We start from the raw sequence: 23,718 nt of genomic DNA, 5'->3' as shown, positions 1-23,718 counted from the left end.
GCGAGATGATGAATCCGCGCATGGCAGCTCCGCAACTCAGAAAATTGCAATAATATCAGTTGCTTGGATGGTTTATAGCTTGCCAAGGAGCAGCAGCACGAGCAGCACCACCAGGACGAGGCCGCCGATCCCCATGCCGGAATGACCCATTCCGTAGCCGTAGCCACCGATGCGGCCCGACAAGCCGCCGACGAGATAAATGATCACCAGGATGATCAGGATGGTCCCAAGCGTCATGGCATCCTCCCTGGCGGCCGCCGCAACGCCATGGCCGGCCGCACCACCAGGGAAGAAAAGCACATCGCGCCGCCGGGTTCCATGGCGGAACCCGGCGGCGCGCAAGGTTTATTTGGGCTCGAGCTTCAGCGCTGCGGAATTGATGCAGTAACGCAAGCCGGTAGGCCCCGGGCCGTCGGGGAAGACATGGCCGAGATGGCCGCTGCACTTGGCGCACAGCACCTCGGTGCGGATCATGCCGTGGCTGACGTCCCGCTCCTCATCGATATGGCCCTCGGCGGCGGGCTGGGTGAAGCTCGGCCAGCCGCAGCCGGAATCGAACTTCGCGTCGGACTCGAACAGCACATTGCCGCAACCGGCGCAGGTATAGGTACCGGCGCGGTGGTCGTGCTCATATTCGCCGGAGAAGGGACGCTCGGTCGCCTTCTCGCGCAGCACCGCGTATTGCATCGGCGACAGCTCGTTGCGCCATTGCTGTTCGCTCTTGATGACCTTGTCGTCCGTGGTTTTCGTCTTGGTGTCGGGCATGGGTCTCCCGTTTTTTCGGTGAACTTGTTTTCCGTGATCTTGTTCAGTGATCTTGCGATCAGTTGGTGGCCTTGCTGGCGCTCACCAGCGTCGGCTTCTCGATATAGTTATCCGCGAACAGCTTTTTCAGGTTCTCGACCTTCGGAAGGTCGTTGTAGGCGATATAGGGCTGGTTCGGGTGCAGGGTCAGATAATCCTGGTGGTAGGCCTCCGCCGGATAGAACGCCTCCAGCGCGCCGACCTTGGTCGCGATCGGCTTGCTGAAGACTTTGGCGCCGTTGAGCTGGGCGATATAGGCCTCGGCCACCTTCTTCTGCTCGTCGGAGGTGGTGAAGATCGCCGAGCGATATTGCGTGCCGCTGTCGGGGCCCTGCCGGTTGAGCTGGGTCGGGTCGTGCGCCACCGAGAAGTAAATCTGCAGGATCTTGCCGTAGGAGATCTTCTTCGGGTCGTATTTGATCTCGACGGATTCCGCGTGGCCGGTCCGGCCACTCGAGACGGTCTGGTAGTCGGCTGTCGCCTTGGTGCCGCCGGCGTAGCCGGAGACCGCGTTGACGACGCCCGCGGTGTGCTGGAACACGCCCTGCACGCCCCAGAAGCAGCCGCCGGCGATCACGGCGGTCTGGATCCCGCTTGCGGGCGTCGCGTCAACGGCGGGAGCGGGGATCACGACCGCATCCTCTGCGGCTCGGGTCGGCGCGGCAAAGGCCAGCGTCAGGGCGGTGGTTGCGGCGAGCAGGGACAGGACGGCAGGTCGGCGCATGGCGATCCTCTTTCCGAAGGTCTGACAGTCTAGGGCGGTTGGGGCCGGGCGAACAGCCTGGCCGGCATTTTCGGACATTCGAGATACGGGCGGACCGGGCGATTGTTACGGCCGGACGGACACGAGTCTGTGAAACGCGCCGCCTGGAGCAGCCCGGCTTGGCGAGGACCGGAACTCCGCGCTAGATGAACCGGCGCGATCGGTGATCGACCTAAAGAATGATGGCTGGAGCTGACCTGACAACATGCTGCGCGTCGCATCCCTGACCCTCATCGTCGTTCTCGCCATCCTGGCCGCCTGGAGCTCGATCGCGGCGGCCGCACCGCAACCCGGCGACGACCTCGCCCTTTGCCGCGACCGCCAGGCGGATGCGCAGGCGAGGGCGCAGGCCTGCGACAATTTGCTCAACGCCGACCGTGTCACCGGCAAGGACAAGGGCATCGCGCTCTCCGTGCGCGGCAATACGCTGATCAACAAGCGCGACTACGGCCACGCGATCGAGACCTTGTCCATGGCCGTCGACCTCGATCCCGACAATGTCGTCACGCTCAATTTGCGCGGCCTCGCCTATGAGCGGACGGGTCAGGACGACCATGCGATGGCGGACTACAACCTCGCGCTCCAGAAGCGCCCGACCTACGGTGTCCCCTACAACAACCGCGGCATCATCCAGCTGCGCCGGGGCGCGCTGCAAAGCGCGCTCGACGATTTCAACCTGTCGATCAAATACGCGCCAAAATTCCTGCTCGGTTACACCAACCGCGCCCGCGTGCGCACGCTGATGCAGGATTTTGACGGCGCCATCGCCGATTTCGCGGAGGCCGAGAAGATCGAACCGGCCGCGCCGCAGATCACCGGCAACCGCTGCATCACCTACGGCATGATGGGCAAGTTCGACCAGGCCTTCGCCGACTGCAACGGTCTGATCGAGAAGCAGCCGAAGAACACGTACGCGATTAACAATCGCGCCGACGTCAACATGCTGAAAGGCGATCTCGACGCCGCGCTGAAGGACTACAACATTGCGATCCAGATCAACCCGAACAATGTGCGCGCACATTCGGGTCGCGGCCAGATCTACGAGCGCAAGAAGGATCTCGCCCAGGCCCGTGCCGACTATCGTGCGGCGGCCTATTCGCTGACGAAGTTCGACGAGCTCGACGTCGCGCGCGCCCGCGCCATCGCGCAGGAGCGATTGGCTGCGCTGACACCGCAGCCGTCAGCCGGATCCGCAGGGCGCCGTGTGGCACTTGTGATCGGCAACGGCGCCTACAAGAACGTCCACGCCTTGCCCAATCCGCCACGCGACTCGAAAATGATCGCGGCCGCGCTGCGCGACGTCGGCTTCCAGACCGTGATATCCGTCAGCGACCTCACCCGCGACAAGTTCTTCGAAGCGTTGCAGACGTTTGCGGCCGAAGCGGAGAAGGCGGATTGGGCGGTGGTCTATTACGCCGGCCACGGTTTCGAGATCGGCGGCGTTAACTATCTCGTTCCCGTCGATGCCAAGCTTGCCGCCGACAGGGACGCCGAGACCCAGGCGGTTGCGCTGGAGCAGGTGATCGCGGCGGTGGGCGCTGCGCGAAAAGTACGTCTGGTCATGCTGGATGCCTGCCGCGACAATCCGTTCGCGCCGACCATGCAGCGCACGCTGTCGCTGAAGCTGGTGGACAAGGGCTTTTCCAACATCGAGCCCGGCGCCGGCTTCATGGTGGTCTACGCCGCCAAGCACGGCGAGACCGCGATGGACGGCGACGGCGGCGCCGACAGCCCGTTCGCCACCGCACTCGCCCGCGAAATCAAGGTGCCGCGCGTCGAGATCCGAAAACTGTTCGACATCGTCCGCGACGACGTCTGGCTTGTGACCAAGCACGAGCAGCAGCCGTTTTCGTACGGCTCGCCGCCGGGCCGCGAGGATTTTTATTTTGTTGTGGGGAAGTGAGGGCCGGGCTCGAATTCGTAGCCCGCATGAGCGTAGCGACATGCGGGTCCTTCTGTCCCGGATATCGCTTCGCTCATCCGGGCTACGGCAGCTTCACACCACAATGCTCAGCCGCTTCGCCGCCCGCGTGATCCCCGTGTACAGCCACCTCGCCCGGCTCTCCTGAAACGCAAAGCTCTCGTCGAACAGCACGACGTCGTCCCATTGCGACCCCTGCGACTTGTGTACGGTCAGCACGTAGCCATAGTCGAACTCGTCATAGGGCTTGCGCTGCTCCCAGGCGATGGCCTCGACACCGCCCTCGAAGCAATCGGCGCGCACCGAGACCTTGGTCACCTTGTGGCCGAGATCCTCGTCCGGCGACAGCCTCATGCTGAGAATGCGGGATTTCGAGCGCGAGGTGTTGCGCGACTTCACGCGCCACAGGCCGCCGTTGAACAGGCCCTTCTTGCGGTTGTTGCGCAGGCAGACCAGCTTGTCGCCGGCGACGGGGAAAACGTCTTCGATGTTCTGGCGCTGGCGCACCCGCATATTGTACGCGCGCCGCGTGTTGTTGCGGCCGACCAGGACCTGGTCGGCGGCCATGACGCGATCGGGGTCGAGCTCCTTGCGCGACACCACCTCGCTCTCGCCGTAGCGGCCGATGTCGAGCTCGCGGCCCTCGCGGACGTCCATCGACATCCGCACGATCGGGTCGTCCTGGGCCTGACGGTGCACCTCGGTCAGCATTGCGTCCGGCTCGGTATTGGTGAAGAAGCCGCCGCCCTGGATCGGTGGCAGCTGCGCGGGATCGCCCAGCACCAGCAGCGGGCAGTCGAACGACATCAGGTCGCGGCCCAGTTCGGCATCGACCATCGAGCATTCGTCGATCACGATCAGCTTGGCCTTGGAGGCCGGGGCGTCGTCCCACAGCTCGAAGCTCGGCTGCTCCTCGCCGGATTCGCGGGTGCGATAGATCAGCGAATGGATGGTGGAGGCTTCGTCGCAGCCCTTGTTGCGCATGACCAGCGCCGCCTTGCCGGTGAAGGCGGCGAACTTCACCTCGCCGTCGACGCCGTCGGCGATGTGCCGCGCCAGCGTGGTCTTGCCGGTGCCGGCATAGCCGAACAGACGGAACACCGGCGGCGTACCGTTGCGGCCGGGTTTGGCCTTGAGCCAGTCGCCAACGGCCTTGAGCGCGGCATCCTGATGCGGGGTGAATGTGGCCATGTCTGTCTTGAGAAGGGGCGAAACGGAGCGATTCGCCATCTGCCGAAACTAACCATTCGCCCCAAGGGTTCAAGCGCAGGGCGGCCGCATTCAAAGGCTGTTTCTGCGGCCATCCTTCGAGACGCCCACCTTTGGTGGGCCCTCAGGATGAGGACGGACTGCGCGGCGGCTATCTCGACGGGCGAAGATGCCGCCTAGCCTCATCCTGAGGAGACCGCAAAGCGGTCGTCTCGAAGGACGAGGCGCGCGCTCAGGCCTCGCCGAGGCTACTGCCAGCCGGGAACGCCGCGCATGTCGGGCAGATGGTGGGCAATGCCCTTGTGGCAGTCGATGCAGGTCTTTTCCTTGGTGAACAGGAAGCGCTGGTGGGCGACCGAGGCCCGCGGCGACTGCTTGGTGATGTCCATGGAATCGGCGCTGTGGCAGTTGCGGCATTCCAGCGAATCGTTGGACTTGAAGCGCGCCCATTCATGCGCCGCCAGCTCGAGCCGGTGATCCTGGAATTTCTCGCGGGTATCGATCGTGCCGAAGATCTTGCCCCAGACCTCCTTGGAGGCTTGCATCTTGCGGGCGATCTTGTCGGTCCAGTTGTGCGGCACGTGGCAATCCGGACAGGTCGCCCGCACGCCGGAGCGGTTGGCGAAGTGGATGGTCGACTTCAGCTCGGCATAGACGTTGTCCTTCATCTCGTGGCAGCCGGTGCAGAATTTTTCGGTGTTGGTCAATTCCAGTGCGGTGTTGAAGCCGCCCCAGAAGATCACGCCGGCCATGAAGCCCGCCAGCACCAGCACACCAAGCCCGAACACCGAGCTCGGACGGATCAGCACCTGCCAGAGCTCGCGCGCAAAGTCCAAGCTTCGCGCGACGAAGCCGCCCTTGGCCTTCATTCCCTCGCCGGGTTCATCAGCGGTCGTCGTCATCGGCGGCCACCGGGGCTTGCGCGCGACAGCAGCGTGTCGATGTCGGTGAAGTCGTTGCTGACGGGCGGCGTCGCCGTGTTCTGCGGCACGTGGCATTCCGTGCAGAAGAAGCGGCGCGGCGAGATCGAAGCCAGGAACTGGCCGTCGCGATCCATGAAGTGGGTGATCGAGACCATCGGCGCCTGCGATTCCGCGATGCGCGCCCGCGCGTGGCAGGACAGGCACTTGTTGCCGTTGAGATCGACTTGATAGCCGTCGATCGCATGCGGGATCACCGGCGGCTGCTCCGGATAGTTGCGCACTTCCCTTTCGGAGGTGTTGCGGTTCGGCAGCATCGGCGGCGCCGGCCCTTCGTCGTTGAGCGGGGTCGGGCCGCGCAAGCCTGACGTCACCGTCTGCGCGGTCAGCGAACTCGCGCCAGCCGCGATCGCGACTGCGAGCAGCGCTACTCCAAATCGTTTCATCATGACACGTTCACCCGCTCGATGCGCACGGCGCACTTCTTGTAATCGGTTTGCAGCGAGATCGGATCGGTCGCGTCCAGCGTCACCTTGTTGATCAGCTTGGATTCGTCGAACCACGGCACGAAGACGAGGCCACGCGGCGGCCGGTCGCGGCCGCGCGTCTCGACGCGGACGCGGATGAAGCCGCGGCGGGAGACCACCTTCACCTCGTCGCCGCGGCGGATCTTCGCCTCCTGCGCATCATCAGGATGCATGAAGCACACGGCCTCGGGGAAGGCCTTGTAGAGCTCGGGCACCCGGCGCGTCATGGTGCCGGAATGCCAATGCTCGAGCACGCGACCGGTCGACAGCCAGAACGGATATTCGTTGTCGGGGGATTCGGCCGCCGGCTCGTAAGGAAGTGCGAAGATGCGCGCCTTGCCGTCCGGATAGCCGTAGAACTGCACGTCCGTGCCCTGCTTGACGTAGGGATCGCTGCCTTCGCGGAAACGCCATTTGGTTTCCTGGCCGTTGACGACGGGCCAGCGCAGGCCGCGCTCGCGGTGATAGGCGTCGAACGGCGCGAGGTCATGGCCGTGGCCGCGGCCGAACGCGGCATATTCCTCGAATAGGCCCTTCTGCACGTAGAAGCCGAACGCCTTGGACTCCTCGTTGGCGTAGCCGTCCTCGATCTCCGATGTCGGGAATTTGTCGACCTGGCCGTTCTTGTAGAGCACGTCGAACAGAGTCTTGCCGCGCACGTCCGGCTTCTTGGCGATCAGCTCCTCGGGCCAGACCTCCTCGATCTTGAAGCGTTTTGAGAACTCCATGAGCTGCCATAGATCGGACTTGGACTCGCCGGGCGCGGGGACGAGCTGGTGCCAGAATTGCGTGCGCCGCTCGGCGTTGCCGTAAGCGCCCTCCTTCTCCACCCACATCGCGGTCGGCAGGATCAAATCGGCGGCGAGCGCAGTCACCGACGGATAGGCGTCCGAGACCACGATGAAATTGTCGGGGTTGCGGAAGCCCGGATAGGTCTCCTCGTTGGCGTTGGGACCAGCCTGCAAATTGTTGTTGACCTGCACCCAATAGGCGTTGATCAGGCCGTCCTTCAGCATCCGGCTCTGCAGCACGGCGTGGGCGCCGGGCTTGTCGGGAATGGTGCCCTCGGGCAGCTGCCAGATGTGCTCGGCCTTGGTGCGGTGCTCCTTGTTGGTGACGACCATGTCGGCCGGCAGGCGGTGCGAGAAGGTGCCGACCTCGCGCGCGGTGCCGCAGGCCGAGGGCTGGCCGGTCAGCGAGAACGGGCTGTTGCCGGGCGAGGAGATCTTCCCGGTCAGAAGGTGGATGTTGTAGACGAGATTGTTGCACCAGACGCCGCGGGTGTGCTGGTTGAAGCCCATGGTCCAGAACGAGACAACCTTGGTCTTGGGATCAGCGTAGAGCTCGGCCAGCGCCTCCAGCCGATTGAGCGGCACGCCCGACATCTCGGCCGCTTTCTCCAGCGTGTACTCGGAGACGAACTTGACGTACTCGTCGTAGCTCATCTCGGTGGAATCGTTGGCCTTCGCCGCGCCCGTCGCTTTCTTCTGCAGCGGATGCTCCGGCCTCAAACCATAACCGATGTCGGTCTGGCCGCGCCTGAAGATGGTATGCGCGGCGACGAAGTCCTTGTTGACCCGACCGCTCCTGATGATGTGGTTGGCAATGGCGTTCAGCAGATAGAGATCGGTCTGCGGCTTGAACACCATGCCGATGTCGGCGAGGTCGAACGAGCGATGCTCGAAGGTCGAGAGCACGGCGACCCGGACATGCGGCGCGGAGAGCCGGCGGTCGGCGAGGCGCGTCCACAGGATCGGATGCATCTCCGCCATGTTCGAGCCCCACAGCACGAAGGCATCGGTGGCCTCGATGTCGTCATAGCAGCCGGCCGGCTCGTCGATGCCGAAGGTGCGCATCATGCCGGCCACGGCGGAGGCCATGCAGTGGCGCGCATTGGGATCGATGTTGTTGGTGCGGAAGCCGGCCTTGAACAGCTTCACGGCCGCATAGCCTTCCCAGACCGTCCACTGGCCGGAGCCGAACATGGCGACGCCGTTCGGCCCGCGCTTCTTGATCGCCTCCTTCCACTTCACCTCCATGATGTCGAAGGCTTCGGTCCAGGTAACAGGCGTGAACTCGCCGTTCTTGTCGTATTTGCCCGCCGTCTTGCGCAGCATCGGCTGCGTCAGGCGATCGTGGCCGTACATGATCTTGGAGAGGAAGTAGCCCTTGACGCAGTTGAGGCCGCGATTGACCTCGGCCTTGATGTCGCCGTGGGTGGCGACGACGCGATTGTTCTTGGTCGCGACCATCACCGAGCAGCCGGTACCGCAGAAACGGCACGCGGCCTTGTCCCATTTCAGTTCGGCGACGTCGCGCTCGGCGACGAGGTTTGCGGCGAGCGCCGGTGCCGGCATGCCCGCAGCGGCTGCCGCGATGGCGGCGGCCTCGAGCTTCAGCATCTGGCGGCGGTCGAGCTTTGGCGATGTCATGACGACTCTCCCGGCCTTAAGCCGTTTCGATGGCGTGAAACACCAGCGCCGCCGAATAGACGTCGGGCAGCGACTGGATCGTGTTGAGCAGGGTGCCGAGGCTGCCGGCATCAGGCGCTTCGGTCACGACGATGAGCTTGCCGCGCAGGTCGCGGCCGTGGATCTCGCAGCCGGGAAGGGCGGTGATCGCGGCTTCCAGCTGGTCCAGACGCTCGGGGCGGGCCTGCACGATGATGCTGGCGATTTCGCAACCGGGCGGCGCGACGATGCGGTCGGCGCTGAGCACCCGGCCGGTAATCAATGCGCGGCGGTTGAGTTTGGATTCGGCCATGATGCCTGTCTTTCGCTTCGAGGAGATCAATGCGGGGAGGGCGGCGGGCCGGGAGGGCCGGCAAACATCTGGTAGATCCAGACGCCGAGCCCGTAGGAACCCACCGTTCCGACCGCGAGGACGGGCATCACGATCGCGGTCAGGAACAGGAAAGCGAAAATCTCCATGCGCTTACGGCGCACGCGCGAAGTCGCGTCGTCTGGGGCCGACATATTCGGTCTCGTTTGGAATGTGGGGATTGGGACGGCATCCGGGCCGTTGCCTTGCCGCACATTAGAAGCAGCAGGGCCACTGACGCCTTGATCTGGATCAATCCGTCGAGTTGCGATGATGGCTGCCGCCAGACCACAAGCGCAAGTTTGGGTTGTACCCGTGCGACGGCGATGCGACAGTTTGGCATCGAACGGGGATACGAGTTGTGACCGCGACAGGGCTGACGGCGATCGATCTCGGACTTCGCGGCGCGGCGAGCGGCGTGTTCCTGTTGATCGTTCTCGTGGCGTTGCTGCGTCGTGCGACCGGCCAACAGGCTTTGCTGGGCATCGCGATGTGCGCAGGCGGCATATTCTATGCGATCGCGACGGCGCCCAGCCTGCCCAAAACGGCTTGGTGGTGGACGTTGCCGATCCTGTCCGCGCAGCCTGCGGTCTTCTGGCTGTGGGCGCGCGCGGCGTTCGACGACGATTTCGTGCTGAGGCGTTGGCACGGCGCCCTGTGGCTGAGCATCGTGGCTTTCGGATTTGCGATCACGCTGGCCTGGGCGAACTGGCCCGCTTTGGCCGGCGCAGGCGGGCGAGTCCTGGCTCTGGCCACCCTGGTGCTGGCCCTCGCTGCCGCGGTTCAGACGGTCAAGACCTGGCGCGCCGATCTGGTTGCGCGGCGACGCCGACTGCGGCTCGCGATGCTTGCGATCAATGTCGTGCTCATCGCGACCGTCGCGGTCGCCGGCTTCGCCGCAATTCCCGTCGCGGTCCCCGGTGCGCCCGGCAGTCTCCCGACCGCGCTCGGGCTGTTCGTGGTGGCCATGCTTGCCGGCCTCGGCCTGTTCAGCGCGCCGGCGATGGCCGTCAATGACGCCACGGCCGCGATCGCATCCGGCGAGGCGCGGACGCAGGCCGGGGGCGCCGATCGCGCCGCCGCGGGGCGGGTTGTTGTCGACCCGATCTTGCTGCGGCGCCTCGACCATCTGATGACCGTGGAGCGAACCTACCGGCAGGAAGGTCTCGCGATCGGGGCGCTCGCGGCTCGGCTCGACGTTCCCGAGCATCGGCTGCGCCAAGCCATCAACGAAGGGCTGGGCTATCGCAACTTCAATGCGTTCCTCAACCGCTACCGTATCGAGGACGCCAGGCTGGCGCTGTCCGACGTGACGCAACGGGAGGTCCCGGTGCTGACCATCGCCATGGATGCGGGCTTCCAGTCGATCGGACCTTTCAACCGGGCCTTCAAGGCCGAAACCGGCATGACCCCGACCGAATTCCGGCGTGAGGCGCTGAGCCGGCCGGACATGGCTGGAATCGGCCAGCCGCGCCGCGAAATCGGCTAGCCGATTTTTGGATCAGGCGAGAAGGCCCTGTGCCGATGGATTAGACCGTCCAGCATACACTCCCATCCAGCCGGAACGAGCCTATCCATGTCCCACTCGACCGCCGCCGCCCCTGCATCGGAGAGGCTCCATGCTCTCGACGCGGTCAGGGGTGGCGCCCTGCTGCTCGGCATCGTCCTGCACGCGACATTGTCGTTTGTGCCGGCCTCGTCCCGGTTCTGGATCATCCAGGACATCCATACCAGCCCCACTCTGGGCCTACTGTCCTTTACGATCCACGTCTTCCGGATGACGACCTTCTTCCTGATGGCCGGCTTCTTTGCCCGCATGAGCTTTCACCGCCGGGGGAGCTGGGGCTTCGTCAGGGACAGGCTGCAGCGGATCGGCCTGCCGTTCGTGATCGGTTGGCCGCTCGTGTTCATGCCGATAGCTCTGATCGTGAGCTGGGCATCTCACTTTCCAAATGGTGGTCTGATCCACCCCACCTCCGGCTGGCTGCCGGCATTGCCCAAGTTCCCCCTGACCCATCTCTGGTTTCTGTATGTGCTGCTGGAGCTCTATGTCGCGACGCTGCTGCTGCGCGGTGCAATTGTCTGGCTTGATGTATCAGGTACGCTACGCACAGTGTTTGACCGTATCTTCGCCCGGACCATGCGAAATCCGCTGGCTCCCCTGGTTCTGGCAATCCCGATCGGCACCGCCTTCTGCCTCGACCCACGATGGATCAATGTGATGGGCGTGAGGACGCCGGATCAATCGCTCGTCACCAACGCGCAGGCCTGGATCGGTTTCGGCACCGCATTCGGCGTCGGCTGGCTCCTGCATCGGCAGGTCGATCTGCTGCGGCTCATCGAGCGACGCTGGCTGGCGCATGTCCTGCTCGCGCTCTTCCTGGTTCTGGTCAGTTTCGCGTTGTCAGGCGTGATGCTGTCGTTGCCTGTCGCGCCGAAACTGCCGGTCAGCTTCGCCACGCTGAGGCTGATCTCCGCCATCCTCTACGCACCGGCGATTTGGGTTTCCACATTCGCGGTCCTCGGCCTCGCCCTCCGCTTCATGTCCGGCTTCAGTCGGGCGTGGCGCTACCTCGCCGATGCATCCTACTGGCTCTATCTGATCCACCTGCCGATCGTGATGGCACTGCAGGTCGCGCTGTCGCAGCTCGACTGGCCCGGGCTGATCAAGTTCGCGATCATTCTCGTCGTCGCGCTTCCTCCGATGCTGGCGAGCTATCATCTGCTGGTGCGCTTCACCTTCATCGGTGTGGTCCTGAATGGCCGCCGCGCCGAAAAGCCCCTTCTCCCGCAAGGCGGAATTGCGACTGCGTAGACAGCGTCGCCCCACCCATTAAGATGCCCGCAACAAAAATATAAGCGGCAAGAAAACTCAAGAATACTTGGGAGAGGCGTCATGAAGTTCGGCATCTTCTATGAGCTACAACTGCCACGGCCGTGGGTGGCCGGCGACGAGCTCAGCCTCTATCAGAACGCGCTCTCGCAGATGGAACTCGCAGACCAGCTCGGCTACGACCACGCCTGGGTTGTCGAGCATCACTTCCTCGAAGAATACTCGCACTCGCCTTCACCGGAATCCTTCCTCGCGGCCGCGAGCCAGCGCACCAGGAACATCCGGCTCGGCCACGGCATCCTCCAGCTCACCACCAACCACCCGGCGCGTGTTGCCGAGCGCGTCGCGGTGCTGGATCTGCTCTCCAACGGCCGCTGCGAATTCGGCATGGGCGAGAGCGCCTCCATCACCGAGCTCACGCCGTTCGGCCGCGACATGGAGACCAAGAAAGAGGTGTTCGAGGAGGCCGTCGCCGCGATCTTCCCGATGTTCAAGGACGCGGGAAGCGAGCATCACGGCAAGTATTTCGACATCCCCTTGCGCAACGTCGTGCCGAAACCGGTGCAGAAGCCGCATCCGCCGCTGTGGATGGCCTGCTCGCAACTACAGACCATCGAACGCGCCGGCCGCCACGGCTTTGGCGCGCTCGGCTTCCAGTTCGTCAGCGCGGATGCCGCGCATGCCTGGGTGCACGCCTATTACAACGCCATGACCAAGCGGCTCGCCAAGCTCGCCGACTACGAGATCAACCCGAACATGGCGCTGGTGTCGTTCTTCATGTGCGCGAAGACGGACGAGGAGGCCCGCGCCCGCGCCGACGGCGCCACCTTCTTCCAGTTCGCATTGCGCTTCTACGGCGCCTCGCAGAATCGCCAGCGTCCGGCGCCCTACACCGTCAACATGTGGGACGAGTACAACAAGTGGAAGCGCGACAATCCGGAGGCGCAGGAGGCGGCGCTGCGCGGCGGCCTGATCGGCTCGCCCGAGACGATCCGCAGGAAGCTGAAGCGCTTCCAGGGCTCGCACATCGACCAGGTCATTTTGCTCAACCAAGCGGGCAAGAACAGCCACGAGCACATCTGCGAATCGCTGGAGCTGTTCGGCCGCGAGGTGATGCCGGAATTTCAGAACGATCCGGCGCAGGCGGCCTGGAAGCAGGGCGTGATGAGCGGCGAGATCAAGCTGGAGGAAATCGACACGGAGGCCTTCACCGACCGCTACGGCAAGCTCGCGGTCAGCGTCGCGCCGGCGAAGGCGGCGGCGGGGTAGAGGCAGTCCCGTAGCGGTGGCATGGACCCCGGCTCTGCAGCGCACCGCTGATCCGGACGATGCTTCGCATCGCCGGGGAAGCGCTGCGCTGCGTCCGGGAGACCATTGATCGACGCGCTCTCTCTTGTCCCAGACGCGCTGCAACGCGTAGCGTTGCTGCGCAGAGCCGGGACCCAGAAGCTGCACATGAGCTGCAGGCTTCCGGCGCGTCGCCCTTGCTGATATCTTCCGCCAAAAGAACTTCGGCGGAGGATACCAATGCGGCCCCACGGCATGGCCTCAACTCCATCGGCCGGCGACATTACGCCCGCGGTGCTCGCCATCGGTCGCCCGGATTTCCCTGATGTCCTGATCGATACACTGCGCCGGCAGGCCGGCGTCGGGCATTGCATGGTGTTCGCGCTGAGCCGCGCGGGCGCCGCACACTGCCTGCTCGATGCCGGCAACATCCCGATCGGCGGCGATCTCGGCGCGGCCTATGCCGGCCAGTTCCACCAATCCGATCCCAACCGCGATGCGCTGTTCGAAGGCGAGGGCCGCGCGCCGCTCGTGCTGCCCGCCTTCGCGCCGCGCATGTACGGCGCCCGCTACCGCAAAATGTTCTTTGTCGATTCCGGCATCGTCGACAAATGCGCGACCGCGATCTGGGTCGACGACACCTGCTTCTACGTCAACTTCTATCGCATCGCGGTCCAGGGCCGCTTCAGCGACGCCCAGCGTGCGCGGCTTCAGGCCATCGCACCGGCCATCAGTGCGAGCGTGGCACGCCATTTCCAGCACAGCCCGGCGGCGACGACCGAGCAGTCTCTCGCCGCGCTCTTCGCGACGCGCGCGCCGCTCGCCAGCCTCACCCCGCGTGAGCAGGACGTCTGCCGGCGCATTCTCTCCGGCTTCAGCTCCGAGGCGATCTCGCAGGCGCTCGGCATCAGCCTGCATTCGACGCTGACGTACCGCAAGCGCGCCTATGAGCGGCTCGGCATCTCGTCACAAAGCGAGCTGTTCGCGATCGTGCTGCGCCTGCTCGCCGGCCCACGCGGCCTGAACTAAGGGGTACTCCAGGCCCGCGAGTCCCTGCTTCCGAGAGCAAGGCGGACACGCGGCCCGCCCTCCGGGACTGTCGCTCTGTGACCCATTGTAGGCGATATAACCAGAGTCAGGTTTCAGTCTCCTTCAATCCAAATCCCCGCTTCACTCAGGGCGTTGAGAACGCGTTCAACGTCTTTGGGATCAAGTGTGCTGCTGTCACACAGCTGATTTAGTTCATCGAAGGTAATCTTGCCGTTCCGTTCACCGATTTCGATGGCACGTCGAATGATTCCGCCACGCTCATGCTCTCTCCGCTTCAGCAGCCTCTACTATACGGGAAGAGGGACGGGTCTGGTCCATAAGCGAACATCGAAGCTTCGTCCTGCACGGCTGCTGCCGGGATAGGGCCGGATCTCCGGCCCGGTGCCAAACCCGATGCGGACATCGCCTCCGCGATCGATAAAGTTGGAACCAAATCGTAAAACCCGCCGAAGCGGAGCCCCTGTATTAGCTTTGAGATCTGCTAGCTCGATCGGAAGAGATGTCGACCACCATGTCTCGCGGCTCCCCAGCGACAGGACCTTCGCTCATCGATAGAATCGGGCTGTGGATGTCGAAAAGCCGCGTTGTCGACGGCCTCTGGATCGGATCTTTATCGGATGATCCCGAGCGAGCCCTGCAACGCGTCGAAGCCGCGCTGCGGCTGATCGAAAGGTTTGCTCCACTTCACTACCGGCGCATCAAGAAGAGTCTTTTTCGAATCTGGGTGCAATTGGTTCCGCACGGCGCCGGATGCTATCAGCATTCAATAAACGCCTGCCTGCTCGACGCGCGTGTCGTCGATTCTGAAAGCACGACGGTCGAATGGATCGCGTCCGCCATCGTACACGAGGCGACCCACGCAAGGCTCGAGAACTGGGGCATCCACTACTATGAAGCCGTCCGCCCCCGGATCGAGCGGATCTGCGCCAGAAGAGAGTTGGATTTTGCTCGGCGTCTGTCGGGCGTCGACGCGTTGCGAGAAGAGATCGCTTGGAGACTTGATTGGAGCCGTGAGGGGAGCACGCATTACACCGACCAGAATATGAGCCAGAGCATGGATCAGGGAATTGCGCAGACACTCCGTCATCTGGGAACGCCAGAATGGCTCATAACCCTCATGTTCAGGGTGAGAGATCTACGCGTTGGATTCCGCCGGTTCACGCGACGCATAGCGGGTGCTTTGGAGTGATGAACTCGGGTCCGAAACGAAGTGGGGCGGGTCTGGCGGGAAATCCTGACTAAAGCTCGGTGCCGGCTGGCGCGTCCGCACGAGACTCTCAGCAGAAATTAACGTTGCGCGACCAACATGCCCAACATGCATCCCGAACGGCTTCGTCAACTGCCTTATCTGGTTCACACCAACAGAGAGCTCGGCTTGATGTTGAGGGGTATCAAGCCGCTCGCGTATTTCATGGACATCATTGGCCAGGAGCCAGATATTTGCATTCGATATTGGCGCATGTTCGACAGGCACGTCACTGAAGGTCGCTTGATAAGACGCGAGCTGATCGAAACATGTCCTGACGCGCCGCAGTTCGAATATCGGAGCCTCTTCTACACGTTGCCCGGCCATGAGTGGCAGGTTGATACCATGCTTGCACTCCTAAACGAACCCGGAGCCTGGTCCGATGATCGCGAACGACGCTTTGGCGAATTGCTTGGTTACGAGAGTTGGCAGAACGACTATTGGCTGACGCATGGTCGGTCGCAGGCGGATGTCTCATCGACGCCGCCGTCGTCGGCCATTCGACTTGCGAAGACACGCCCTGAGGCTGCTTGTCCCAATCGCTGGGGACAGACGGCGCCTCCTGAAGCCGCTAACCTCGGTGGCGAACAGCAATGGAGCGAAGCTTGAGCACCGCGCCGCGCATCGACATCGACCCGGCCGCGTTCTGGGCCGACCCGTATCCGATGCTGGCAAAGATGCGCAAGGAGGCGCCAATCGCCTTCGTGCCGCAGCTCGGCTCGACGCTACTGACGAGCCGCGACGACATCTCGATCTCCGAGAAGCAGATCGACGTGTTCTCCTCGCACCAGCCTGCCGGCCTGATGAACCGGCTGATGGGCCACAACATGATGCGCAAGGACGGCGAGGCGCACCAGGTCGAGCGCCGCGCGATGTTTCCGACGGTGTCGCCGAAGACGGTGAAGGCGCACTGGAGCGGGCTGTTCCAGGCCCATGCCGATCGCATCATCGACGCGATCGCGCCCGGGCGGATCGATTTCATGCGCGACTTCGCGTTGCCGTTCTCCGGCGAATGCCTGAAGTCGATCACCGGCCTCACCAATATCGGCTTTGCCGACATGGACGCCTGGTCACAGGGCATGATCGAGGGCATCGCCAACTACAGCGGCGACGCAGCCGTCGAGGCGCGTTGCCATGCGGCGACGTCGGGTATCGATGCGGCGATCGACGACATCCTGCCGGTGATGCGCAAGCATCCCGACCAGAGCATCCTCGGCGTGCTCCTCGCGTCGGGCATGGCGATGGAGAGCGTGCGCGCGAACGTCAAACTCGCGATCTCCGGCGGTCAAAACGAGCCGCGCAAGGCGATCGCCGGCACGGTGTGGGCGCTGCTGACCCATCCCGACCAGCTCGATCTCGTGCGCAAGGGCGAGGTGTCGTGGCTCCAGGCGTTCGAGGAATACGCCCGCTGGATCTCGCCGATCGGCATGTCGCCGCGGCGCATCGCAAAGCCGTGGACGATCCGTGACGTCGCGTTCGAAACCGATGAACGCGTATTCCTCATGTTCGGCTCCGCCAATCGCGACGAGAAGCATTTCGAGCGCGCCGATCAGTTCGACGTGCGGCGTGACACGGCCAAGAGCGTCGCGTTCGGTGCTGGCCCGCATTTCTGCGCCGGTGCCTGGGCCTCCCGCGCCATGATCGCCGACGTCGCACTGCCGACATTGTTCGCCCGTGCCGGCCGGATCGAGCTTGCCGACGACGAACCGGTGCGGATCGGCGGCTGGGCGTTCCGCGGACTGCAGAATCTGCCGGTGAGGTGGCTGCATTAGTCCGGCAAGGACCGGTCCATCCGCAACGCCGCCATGATGCCATCCTGCCCCTGTTTTGCCCGACGAGTCAAGTCAAGTTCGGATAAACGTAAGTCATTGTTTTCGCACGCGCCGGCTACTGTGCATGGGGTTGTTTTCGCGATTTTTTAGTTTCTCGGTCAGGTAGGTGCGTTTTTCACATTCGCGTGCGGAAAAATATCCCCTGCGTTCGCTCCGTGGATTGAAAGATAATCATGCGCTCTGCCAACTGCGCAGTGCTTGCATCGCTATTTTTCCGCGCGTCTCGACACCTCCGATCAGCCGCACCATCATTCACGAACACGAATGAAGGACGGCCGCACGCGGCCTGGAGTGTCGGATGCAACGTCGGGACTTTCTCAAACTATCCGTTGGAACTGCGGCAGCCGCCGCATTCGCTTCAAGTGCCAAAGCACAAGGCGCGGTGAAGGGCATTCGTATCGGCTACCAGAAGACCGGCGTGCTGGTTATCACGCGTCAGCAGGCCGCCCTGGAAAAACATTTCGCGCCATTGGGCATCGACGTGAAATGGGTCGAGTTCTCGTCGGGACCTCCGATGATGGAGGCGATGAATGTCGGCAGCATCGATTTTGGCGCGGTCGGCGATTCCCCGCCGGTGTTCGCCCAGGCGGCGGGCGCGGCGATCGTCTATGCCGCCGGCCAGCCCATCACCAACGGGCAGGGCATCCTGGTGCCGAAGGACTCGTCGATCCGCGGCATCGCCGACTTGAAGGGCAAGCGCGTCGGCTTCACCAAGGGATCCAGCGCGCACAACATCGTGGTGCAGACGCTGGAGAAAGCGGGCCTCACCTACGCGGACATCACGCCGGTCTATCTGACGCCGCCGGATGCCGGGCCGGCCTTTGCCAACGGCAGCATCGAGGCATGGGCGATCTGGGATCCGTACTTCGCGATCGGCGAGACCAAGCAGGGCGGCCGCATCCTGATCAATGCGCGCGACGTCACCAAGACCAATTCCTTCTTCATCGCCAACCGCGATTTCGCCAGGAATCACGGCGCCATCCTGCAGCAGATCATCGACGTGACGACGGCGGCTGGCAAATGGGCCGAACTGCACCGCGACGAGGTCGCCAAATCGCTCGCCACGATCACCGGCGTCCCGTTGGACATCCAGACCCTCGCCGCCAAGCGCGCGAATTTCGTGGTCGGCCCGGTCACCGACGACATCGTCACGACCCAGCAGGGCGTCGCCGACCGCTTCCACAAGCTCGGCCTGATCCCGAAGCCGATCGTGATCCGCGACATCGTCTGGCGCAACCCGGCAGCGTGATCGTGCCCACCAATTTCCCCATTTCAAAAGGTTTGAACATGAGGCGTATCGTTCAACGCGTATTCGCAGCCATCGTCATATCGATCGGCATCGTCGCTGCCGCGGTCGGAACGACGTACGGCTAGTCATCGGAGCACCTCCATGAGCAACGCCAACATCCTCTGGTTCCTGCCGACCCACGGCGACGGCCGTTATCTCGGCACCGGCACCGGCGGCCGCGAGGTCAATTTCAACTATCTGCGCCAGATCGCGCAGGCCGCCGACCAGCTCGGCTATTTCGGCGTGCTGCTGCCGACTGGGCGATCTTGCGAAGATTCCTGGATCGTCGCCTCCTCGGTCGCGCCGTTCACCGAGCGGCTGCGCTATCTCGTGGCGGTCAGGCCGGGCCTGCAATCGCCGAGCGTGGCCGCGCGCATGACCGCGACGCTCGACCGCATCACCAATGGCCGGCTCCTGGTCAACGTCGTCACCGGCGGCGATCCCGTCGAGAACAAGGGCGACGGCATCTTCCTCGGCCATGACGAGCGCTACGAGGTCACCCGCGAGTTCCTCAGCGTCTACAGCGAACTGCTCGCCGGCAAGACCGTCAATGTCGAGGGCAAGCACATCCATGTCGAAGGCGGCAAGCTGCTGTTTCCTCCGGTGCAGTCGCCGCGTCCGCCGCTCTATTTCGGCGGCTCGTCGGATGCCGGCATCGACGTCGCCGTCGACACCGTCGACAAATATCTGACCTGGGGCGAGCCGCCGGCCTTGGTCGCGGAGAAGATCGCGAAGGTGAGGGAGGTGGCCGCCGCACGCGGTCGAAAACTATCCTTCGGCATCCGGCTCCACGTGATTGTTCGAGAGACCAATGACGCGGCCTGGCGTGCGGCCAATGAGCTGATCAAGCATGTCAGCGACGAGACCATCGCGGCCGCGCAGAAGAACTTTGCGCGGATGGATTCCGTTGGCCAGCAGCGCATGGCGCAGCTCCATGGCGGCAAGCGCGACAAGCTCGAGATCGCCCCGAACCTGTGGGCCGGTGTCGGCCTCGTGCGTGGCGGCGCCGGCACGGCGCTGGTCGGCGACGCCCAGACGGTCGCGGGCCGCATCAAGGAGTATCAGGACATCGGCATCGATACCTTTATCATGTCGGGCTACCCGCATCTGGAGGAAGCTTATCGTTTCGCCGAGCTGGTGTTCCCGCTGCTCTCGCTGGAGCAGCCCAGCAACGTGACCAAGCTTCACTTCAACGGCGGTCCTTTTGGTGAAACGGTCGGCAGCGACTTCCGTCCGCAGCAGAAGGTGTCGCAATCATGAGCCTGATCGACAGCGTTTCACCCCCGCGCAGCTTGCGCCTGCCGCGCGTCGACGGCCTGATCCAGTGGATCGTGCCGCTTGCCATCATCGCGATCTGGCAGGTCGCCAGCGTCACCGGCTTCGTGCCGACGCGGGTGTTGCCGGCGCCGAGCGACGTCTTGCTTGCGGGCTGGAAGCTGCTGCTCTCCGGCGAGCTCGCGCGCAACATCTGGGTCTCGTTCTGGCGCGCCTCGATCGGCTTCCTGATCGGCGGCAGCATCGGCTTTGCCTTCGGCCTCGCCAACGGCCTGTCACAGCTCTCGGCCAAGCTCACCGACACCACGCTGCAGATGGTGCGCAACGTGCCGCATCTGGCGCTGATCCCGCTGGTCATCCTGTGGTTCGGCATCGATGAGAGCGCGAAGCTGTTCCTGGTGGCGCTCGGCGTGTTCTTCCCGATCTACCTCAACACGCTGCACGGCATCCGCACCGTCGATCCGCAGCTGATTGAGATGGGCCGCATCTACGGCATGACTGACGGCGAGCTGTTCCGCCGCGTGATCTTCCCGGGCGCGCTGCCCTCGATCTTCGTCGGCATCCGTTTTGCGCTCGGTATCATGTGGCTGACCCTGATCGTCGCCGAGACCATCGCGGCGTCCTCGGGCCTCGGTTACATGGCGATGCAGGCGCGCGAGTTCATGCTGATCGACGTCGTTGTGCTCTCGATCCTGATCTACGCGCTGCTCGGCAAGCTCGCCGACAGCGCCTCCCGCGTGCTGGAGCGCCTGACGCTCTCCTGGCACCCCGCTTATTGGAAACGCTGAGCAGACATACTGGGAATCACATGCAGACTGCCCTTCGTACCTCCCTTCCGGACACCGAACTCGCAACCCGCGCCAATTTCGCGCCTCACGCCCGCGTGGTGCGCGAGGAGCGCCCGGTGCAGACCTCCGGCCTGCCGCTCAGCATCCGCGGCCTGCGCAAATCCTACGGCGACAACGAGGTGCTGCGCGGCATCGACCTGCACATCCCCGCCGGCCAGTTCGTCGCCATCGTTGGCAAAAGCGGCTGCGGCAAGAGCACGCTGCTGCGCCTTATCGCGGGCCTGGAGAAGTTCGACGCCGGCAGCATCTCGCTCGGCGACGCCGTGAAGCCCGAGGATATCCGCGTGATGTTCCAGGAGCCTCGGCTGTTGCCCTGGGCCCGCGTTCTCTCCAATGTCGAGGTCGGCCTCGGCCGCGATCGCGCCTCTTCCGACGCGCATTCACGCGCGGAGAAGGCGCTCACTGAGGTCGGGCTGACCGACAAGCGCGACCAGTGGCCATCGATACTGTCGGGCGGCCAGAAGCAGCGTGTAGCCCTTGCCCGTGCGCTGGTCTCGCGCCCCCGTGTGCTCGCCTTCGACGAGCCGCTTGGCGCGCTGGATGCGCTGACCCGTATCTCGATGCAGCGGTTGCTGGAGCGCGTCTGGCGCGACCAGGGCTTTACCGCGATCCTGGTGACCCACGATGTCGCCGAGGCGGTCGCGCTGGCCGACCGGGTGCTGGTGATCGAGGAAGGGCGGATCGCCCACGACGTCGTGGTTAACACGGCCCGGCCCCGCGAACGCGGCTCGGCCGAGCTCGCGGGTCTCGAAGGCTCGATCCTGAGCCACCTTTTGTCGGCGGACGATCGTACCTAGATAGACAGGGACCCCGGCTCGGGAACGATGCCATGAATGTAGTGCCCCGCGATCTCATGACCCAAACTGTCGTCTCCTCCGCCGATTTCCGCGGCGCCATGCGCCATCTCACCGGCGGCGTCAGCGTCATCACCGCCGGACGGGGCAAGGACATCACCGGCATGACGGTCACCTCGGTCAGCTCGTTCTCGGTCGATCCGCCGACGCTGATCGTCAGCATCAATCGCGACGCCTCGTCCTTCCCGCTGATCCGGCGCTACGGTGCCTTCGGCGTGAACATCCTCGCGGCCGATCAGCTCGAAATCGCCGAGCGCTTTGCCGGCAAGGGCGGGCTCAAGGGTGCCGATCGTTTCGCGGGCGCCAGATGGGTGACCGCGGTCTCCGGTGTTCCGCTGCTGGTCGGCGCATTGTCCGCCGTCGATTGCGAGGTCGAGGAGCTCATCGAGCGCCATTCGCACGGCATCGTCATCGGGCGAGTGCGAGACGTCAAGAATTCGACCCGCAATGCTGCGCTGGCCTATTGGCACGGTCAGTACGTGGCGGTGGATCAGGACGAAGACGCGGTCAGGCTCGCGGACGTCAGCGTTCCCAACCACGTCCGCCGCGGCATTTGATCGCCGCCGGCGATGGGCCGTGCAGGCTGGCCTTTTCCCCGTCATCGCTCTAGAAGCGCTGCCTGAGCCTCCCGCCGGGACAGCAATGGAGCGCAATGATGAAACGCGTCGCGACCTGGGCCTTCTACGCGGTCGGCGCGCTCGCGATCGCCTATCTCGCGCTCTACGCCTATGCGATGTTCAGCGGTCATCCGATCGTGCCGGGCGACCCCATCCAGATCTTCCGCAGGCCGGATGCGCCGAGCTATTCGTGAGGTTCGGGAGGTCTCGTAGGGTGGGCAAAGGCGCACTTGCGCCGTGCCCACCATCTTTCCCCGGCACCTGAAGCGGTGGGCACGCTTCGCTTTGCCCACCCTACGGCACCTGTTTTCACCCCCGCAAGATCGCCAGCGCCAGCGCCTGCGCGCGCGGGACGATGCTGTCGAGCTCGAGATATTCCTCCGGCGTGTGCGCGAGCCCGCCGACGGGGCCGAGGCCGCAGATGGTCGGCGTTCCGACCGCGGCGGTGAAGCCGGAATCGGCGCAGCCGCCGGAGAACTCGCCCTGAAGCGTCGTGAGGCCGGCCTGCCTTGCGGCGGCCTGATAGTTCTCGAACAGCGCCTTTGAATCAGCGCTCTGCACCACCGGCACGAACTCGCCCTTGATTGTGAGCGTCGCGCTGGTGCCGGGCACGTAAGGTGTCGCGATGATGGTCTCGATCGCCGCCATCACCCTCGCGCGGTCCGCCGGATCGACGTAGCGCAGGTCGATCTGCCCTTCCGCGTAAGGCGCCGTCGTGTTGACGGACTGCCCGCCCGAGACGAGGCCGACATTGAGCGTGATGCCCTTGTCGAGATCGGTCAGCGCGTGGATATGCACGATCTTGTGCGCGAGCTCGCCGATCGCGCTGACGCCGGCGGCGAAATTGGCGCCGGAATGCGCGGCTTTGCCGGTAATGGCGACATGCATGAAGATGCCGCCCTTGCGTCCCGTGACGATATTGCCGGTCGGGCGGCCCGGCTCGGAATTGAACACGGCGCGCGCGGTGCGCCCTTCGCGCTCGATCACGGGCCGTGAGGAGGGTGAACCGATTTCCTCGTCCGAGGTGATCAGCAGCTTGATCGGGTGCGGGTTGCCGCCGAATTTGTGAAAGGCGGTTGCCACGAACATGTTCATGACGACGCCGGACTTCATGTCGGCAACACCAGGACCATAGGCGCGCGTACCCTGGATCGTGAACGGACGCCGTCCGGCCTCGCCCTTGCCGAACACGGTGTCGCGATGCCCCATCAACAGCACCGGCTTCTCGTTGCTGCCGGGCTTTGCGACTTCGGCGTGGATGGCATCGCCGAATGTGGCGTGGCTTTCGCGCCGGAACGGAATGCCGTGCTCGGCGAAATGCTGCTCGAACCGCGCCCCGACCGCATCGACGCCTTCCTTGTCATAGGATCCGGAATCGATGTTCACGACATCGCGCAGCAGGTCGATCATCGCCTGCCGCTGCGACGCCAGCCAATCCGTGATTTGAGCTTGAGACATGTTCACCCTCGCGTGGTTCTCGGTGGCGCTTATAGGGCTTTGCGGGGGCTTGACCTAGTCGGAGAATGCGGTGCGGCCATGTCGCAGTCTGCGGGTTTGATGCACGCTGCCTCCCCAACGTCGTCCTGGCGAAAGCCAGGACCCATACTGCGGAATCTGTCGACGG

Annotated in this window: 25 protein-coding genes; 14 read left to right on the top strand and 11 right to left on the bottom strand. The window is 64.2% G+C overall.

Annotation, left to right across the window (positions count from 1 at the left end):
- Positions 1 to 72 precede the first annotated feature (72 nt).
- The 3 genes from BRA1253DRAFT_RS41600 to msrA all read right to left on the bottom strand — a co-directional run bounded on the left by BRA1253DRAFT_RS41600 (position 73) and on the right by msrA (position 1,528).
- On the bottom strand, positions 73 to 237 hold the full coding sequence (locus tag BRA1253DRAFT_RS41600) for a DUF3309 family protein (RefSeq protein WP_007596187.1): 165 nt from the start codon (positions 235 to 237) through the stop codon (positions 73 to 75).
- 108 nt (positions 238 to 345) lie between these two features.
- On the bottom strand, positions 346 to 765 hold the full coding sequence (gene msrB, locus BRA1253DRAFT_RS16665) for a peptide-methionine (R)-S-oxide reductase MsrB (protein WP_007596186.1): 420 nt from the start codon (positions 763 to 765) through the stop codon (positions 346 to 348).
- 58 nt (positions 766 to 823) lie between these two features.
- Positions 824 to 1,528 carry a peptide-methionine (S)-S-oxide reductase MsrA gene (gene msrA / locus BRA1253DRAFT_RS16660; protein ID WP_007596185.1) on the bottom strand — a complete coding sequence of 235 codons (705 nt, stop codon included), beginning with the start codon at positions 1,526 to 1,528 and terminating at the stop codon, positions 824 to 826.
- A gap of 244 nt (positions 1,529 to 1,772) precedes the next feature.
- Here msrA and BRA1253DRAFT_RS16655 point away from each other — a divergent pair, with 244 nt between their 5' ends.
- Entirely contained in the window at positions 1,773 to 3,470 is a 1,698-nt protein-coding gene (locus BRA1253DRAFT_RS16655) for a caspase family protein (RefSeq protein ID WP_007596184.1), read from the top strand.
- Between the two features lie 93 nt (positions 3,471 to 3,563).
- Here the strand turns inward: BRA1253DRAFT_RS16655 and BRA1253DRAFT_RS16650 are convergent, their stop codons facing one another.
- The 6 genes from BRA1253DRAFT_RS16650 to napE form a co-directional block, all read right to left on the bottom strand.
- Positions 3,564 to 4,679, bottom strand: coding sequence for an ATP-dependent RecD-like DNA helicase (locus tag BRA1253DRAFT_RS16650; RefSeq protein WP_007596183.1), 1,116 nt, complete (start codon positions 4,677 to 4,679; stop codon positions 3,564 to 3,566).
- A gap of 266 nt (positions 4,680 to 4,945) precedes the next feature.
- Complete coding sequence (locus tag BRA1253DRAFT_RS16645; protein ID WP_007596182.1) at positions 4,946 to 5,599, bottom strand: NapC/NirT family cytochrome c; 654 nt, start codon at positions 5,597 to 5,599, stop codon at positions 4,946 to 4,948.
- Positions 5,596 to 6,066 (bottom strand): nitrate reductase cytochrome c-type subunit, encoded by a 471-nt coding sequence (locus BRA1253DRAFT_RS16640; RefSeq protein ID WP_007596181.1) that lies wholly within the window; start codon positions 6,064 to 6,066, stop codon positions 5,596 to 5,598. The genes BRA1253DRAFT_RS16645 and BRA1253DRAFT_RS16640 overlap by 4 nt, the downstream gene beginning before the upstream one ends.
- Positions 6,063 to 8,576 carry a nitrate reductase catalytic subunit NapA gene (napA, locus tag BRA1253DRAFT_RS16635; RefSeq protein ID WP_007596180.1) on the bottom strand — a complete coding sequence of 838 codons (2,514 nt, stop codon included), beginning with the start codon at positions 8,574 to 8,576 and terminating at the stop codon, positions 6,063 to 6,065. Before napA ends, BRA1253DRAFT_RS16640 begins: the two co-directional genes overlap by 4 nt.
- Before the next feature lie 16 nt (positions 8,577 to 8,592).
- Positions 8,593 to 8,907: a chaperone NapD gene (locus BRA1253DRAFT_RS16630; protein ID WP_007596179.1), complete on the bottom strand. Its 315-nt coding sequence runs from the start codon at positions 8,905 to 8,907 to the stop codon at positions 8,593 to 8,595.
- Positions 8,908 to 8,933: 26 nt separating this feature from the next.
- Positions 8,934 to 9,119: a periplasmic nitrate reductase, NapE protein gene (gene napE, locus BRA1253DRAFT_RS16625; protein ID WP_007596178.1), complete on the bottom strand. Its 186-nt coding sequence runs from the start codon at positions 9,117 to 9,119 to the stop codon at positions 8,934 to 8,936.
- Positions 9,120 to 9,325: 206 nt separating this feature from the next.
- Here napE and BRA1253DRAFT_RS16620 point away from each other — a divergent pair, with 206 nt between their 5' ends.
- The 4 genes from BRA1253DRAFT_RS16620 to BRA1253DRAFT_RS16605 all read left to right on the top strand — a co-directional run bounded on the left by BRA1253DRAFT_RS16620 (position 9,326) and on the right by BRA1253DRAFT_RS16605 (position 14,113).
- Entirely contained in the window at positions 9,326 to 10,453 is a 1,128-nt protein-coding gene (locus BRA1253DRAFT_RS16620; protein ID WP_007596177.1) for a helix-turn-helix domain-containing protein, read from the top strand.
- An 87-nt stretch (positions 10,454 to 10,540) separates the two neighbouring features.
- Positions 10,541 to 11,779 (top strand): acyltransferase family protein, encoded by a 1,239-nt coding sequence (locus BRA1253DRAFT_RS16615; RefSeq protein ID WP_007596176.1) that lies wholly within the window; start codon positions 10,541 to 10,543, stop codon positions 11,777 to 11,779.
- Between the two features lie 81 nt (positions 11,780 to 11,860).
- Positions 11,861 to 13,066 carry an LLM class flavin-dependent oxidoreductase gene (locus BRA1253DRAFT_RS16610; RefSeq protein WP_007596175.1) on the top strand — a complete coding sequence of 402 codons (1,206 nt, stop codon included), beginning with the start codon at positions 11,861 to 11,863 and terminating at the stop codon, positions 13,064 to 13,066.
- 258 nt (positions 13,067 to 13,324) lie between these two features.
- The gene (locus BRA1253DRAFT_RS16605; protein ID WP_007596174.1) at positions 13,325 to 14,113 is read left to right on the top strand and encodes a helix-turn-helix transcriptional regulator; all 789 of its coding nucleotides are present in this window, start codon (positions 13,325 to 13,327) and stop codon (positions 14,111 to 14,113) included.
- Between the two features lie 113 nt (positions 14,114 to 14,226).
- Here the strand turns inward: BRA1253DRAFT_RS16605 and BRA1253DRAFT_RS45280 are convergent, their stop codons facing one another.
- Positions 14,227 to 14,361, bottom strand: coding sequence for an RNA polymerase subunit sigma-70 (locus tag BRA1253DRAFT_RS45280; RefSeq protein ID WP_256375822.1), 135 nt, complete (start codon positions 14,359 to 14,361; stop codon positions 14,227 to 14,229).
- A 272-nt stretch (positions 14,362 to 14,633) separates the two neighbouring features.
- Here BRA1253DRAFT_RS45280 and BRA1253DRAFT_RS16600 point away from each other — a divergent pair, with 272 nt between their 5' ends.
- From BRA1253DRAFT_RS16600 to BRA1253DRAFT_RS43620, 9 genes are all read left to right on the top strand, one after another.
- Positions 14,634 to 15,323 (top strand): hypothetical protein, encoded by a 690-nt coding sequence (locus BRA1253DRAFT_RS16600; protein ID WP_035993509.1) that lies wholly within the window; start codon positions 14,634 to 14,636, stop codon positions 15,321 to 15,323.
- Positions 15,324 to 15,440: 117 nt separating this feature from the next.
- Positions 15,441 to 15,989, top strand: coding sequence for a hypothetical protein (locus BRA1253DRAFT_RS16595; RefSeq protein ID WP_007596172.1), 549 nt, complete (start codon positions 15,441 to 15,443; stop codon positions 15,987 to 15,989).
- On the top strand, positions 15,986 to 17,152 hold the full coding sequence (locus BRA1253DRAFT_RS16590; RefSeq protein ID WP_088940989.1) for a cytochrome P450: 1,167 nt from the start codon (positions 15,986 to 15,988) through the stop codon (positions 17,150 to 17,152). Before BRA1253DRAFT_RS16595 ends, BRA1253DRAFT_RS16590 begins: the two co-directional genes overlap by 4 nt.
- A gap of 358 nt (positions 17,153 to 17,510) precedes the next feature.
- Positions 17,511 to 18,461 (top strand): sulfonate ABC transporter substrate-binding protein, encoded by a 951-nt coding sequence (locus BRA1253DRAFT_RS16585; protein ID WP_007596170.1) that lies wholly within the window; start codon positions 17,511 to 17,513, stop codon positions 18,459 to 18,461.
- Between the two features lie 141 nt (positions 18,462 to 18,602).
- Positions 18,603 to 19,760: an FMNH2-dependent alkanesulfonate monooxygenase gene (gene ssuD / locus BRA1253DRAFT_RS16580; protein ID WP_007596169.1), complete on the top strand. Its 1,158-nt coding sequence runs from the start codon at positions 18,603 to 18,605 to the stop codon at positions 19,758 to 19,760.
- The gene (ssuC, locus tag BRA1253DRAFT_RS16575) at positions 19,757 to 20,563 is read left to right on the top strand and encodes an aliphatic sulfonate ABC transporter permease SsuC (RefSeq protein ID WP_007596168.1); all 807 of its coding nucleotides are present in this window, start codon (positions 19,757 to 19,759) and stop codon (positions 20,561 to 20,563) included. The genes ssuD and ssuC overlap by 4 nt, the downstream gene beginning before the upstream one ends.
- 20 nt (positions 20,564 to 20,583) lie before the next feature.
- Entirely contained in the window at positions 20,584 to 21,420 is an 837-nt protein-coding gene (locus BRA1253DRAFT_RS16570) for an ATP-binding cassette domain-containing protein (RefSeq protein ID WP_007596167.1), read from the top strand.
- Between the two features lie 32 nt (positions 21,421 to 21,452).
- Complete coding sequence (locus BRA1253DRAFT_RS16565; protein WP_007596166.1) at positions 21,453 to 22,034, top strand: flavin reductase family protein; 582 nt, start codon at positions 21,453 to 21,455, stop codon at positions 22,032 to 22,034.
- A gap of 95 nt (positions 22,035 to 22,129) precedes the next feature.
- Entirely contained in the window at positions 22,130 to 22,288 is a 159-nt protein-coding gene (locus tag BRA1253DRAFT_RS43620) for a hypothetical protein (RefSeq protein WP_018453881.1), read from the top strand.
- 115 nt (positions 22,289 to 22,403) lie between these two features.
- Here BRA1253DRAFT_RS43620 and BRA1253DRAFT_RS16555 read toward each other — a convergent pair whose 3' ends face one another.
- Positions 22,404 to 23,552, bottom strand: coding sequence for a M20 family metallopeptidase (locus BRA1253DRAFT_RS16555; RefSeq protein ID WP_007596163.1), 1,149 nt, complete (start codon positions 23,550 to 23,552; stop codon positions 22,404 to 22,406).
- Positions 23,553 to 23,718: the final 166 nt, after the last annotated feature.

Origin of the sequence: Bradyrhizobium sp. WSM1253, assembly GCF_000244935.1 — a bacterium.
GTDB classification, from domain to species: Bacteria; Pseudomonadota; Alphaproteobacteria; order Rhizobiales; family Xanthobacteraceae; genus Bradyrhizobium; species Bradyrhizobium canariense.
The sequence above is the reverse complement of the archived record's forward strand: the minus strand, read 5'-3'. Positions and strand labels throughout refer to the sequence as shown.

Coding starts and splice junctions, on each gene's coding strand:
- napA (WP_007596180.1), bottom strand. CDS start 8,576: ATGACATCGCCAAAGCTCGACCGCCGCCAGATGCTGAAGCTCGAGGCC.
- ssuC (WP_007596168.1), top strand. CDS start 19,757: ATGAGCCTGATCGACAGCGTTTCACCCCCGCGCAGCTTGCGCCTGCCG.
- BRA1253DRAFT_RS16655 (WP_007596184.1), top strand. CDS start 1,773: ATGCTGCGCGTCGCATCCCTGACCCTCATCGTCGTTCTCGCCATCCTG.
- BRA1253DRAFT_RS16585 (WP_007596170.1), top strand. CDS start 17,511: ATGCAACGTCGGGACTTTCTCAAACTATCCGTTGGAACTGCGGCAGCC.
- BRA1253DRAFT_RS16630 (WP_007596179.1), bottom strand. CDS start 8,907: ATGGCCGAATCCAAACTCAACCGCCGCGCATTGATTACCGGCCGGGTG.
- ssuD (WP_007596169.1), top strand. CDS start 18,603: ATGAGCAACGCCAACATCCTCTGGTTCCTGCCGACCCACGGCGACGGC.
- BRA1253DRAFT_RS16565 (WP_007596166.1), top strand. CDS start 21,453: ATGAATGTAGTGCCCCGCGATCTCATGACCCAAACTGTCGTCTCCTCC.
- BRA1253DRAFT_RS16645 (WP_007596182.1), bottom strand. CDS start 5,599: ATGACGACGACCGCTGATGAACCCGGCGAGGGAATGAAGGCCAAGGGC.
- BRA1253DRAFT_RS41600 (WP_007596187.1), bottom strand. CDS start 237: ATGACGCTTGGGACCATCCTGATCATCCTGGTGATCATTTATCTCGTC.
- BRA1253DRAFT_RS16650 (WP_007596183.1), bottom strand. CDS start 4,679: ATGGCCACATTCACCCCGCATCAGGATGCCGCGCTCAAGGCCGTTGGC.
- BRA1253DRAFT_RS43620 (WP_018453881.1), top strand. CDS start 22,130: ATGATGAAACGCGTCGCGACCTGGGCCTTCTACGCGGTCGGCGCGCTC.
- BRA1253DRAFT_RS16570 (WP_007596167.1), top strand. CDS start 20,584: ATGCAGACTGCCCTTCGTACCTCCCTTCCGGACACCGAACTCGCAACC.
- BRA1253DRAFT_RS16600 (WP_035993509.1), top strand. CDS start 14,634: ATGTCGACCACCATGTCTCGCGGCTCCCCAGCGACAGGACCTTCGCTC.
- BRA1253DRAFT_RS16615 (WP_007596176.1), top strand. CDS start 10,541: ATGTCCCACTCGACCGCCGCCGCCCCTGCATCGGAGAGGCTCCATGCT.
- msrA (WP_007596185.1), bottom strand. CDS start 1,528: ATGCGCCGACCTGCCGTCCTGTCCCTGCTCGCCGCAACCACCGCCCTG.
- BRA1253DRAFT_RS16595 (WP_007596172.1), top strand. CDS start 15,441: ATGCCCAACATGCATCCCGAACGGCTTCGTCAACTGCCTTATCTGGTT.
- BRA1253DRAFT_RS16605 (WP_007596174.1), top strand. CDS start 13,325: ATGCGGCCCCACGGCATGGCCTCAACTCCATCGGCCGGCGACATTACG.
- BRA1253DRAFT_RS16640 (WP_007596181.1), bottom strand. CDS start 6,066: ATGATGAAACGATTTGGAGTAGCGCTGCTCGCAGTCGCGATCGCGGCT.
- BRA1253DRAFT_RS16555 (WP_007596163.1), bottom strand. CDS start 23,552: ATGTCTCAAGCTCAAATCACGGATTGGCTGGCGTCGCAGCGGCAGGCG.
- msrB (WP_007596186.1), bottom strand. CDS start 765: ATGCCCGACACCAAGACGAAAACCACGGACGACAAGGTCATCAAGAGC.
- napE (WP_007596178.1), bottom strand. CDS start 9,119: ATGTCGGCCCCAGACGACGCGACTTCGCGCGTGCGCCGTAAGCGCATG.
- BRA1253DRAFT_RS16610 (WP_007596175.1), top strand. CDS start 11,861: ATGAAGTTCGGCATCTTCTATGAGCTACAACTGCCACGGCCGTGGGTG.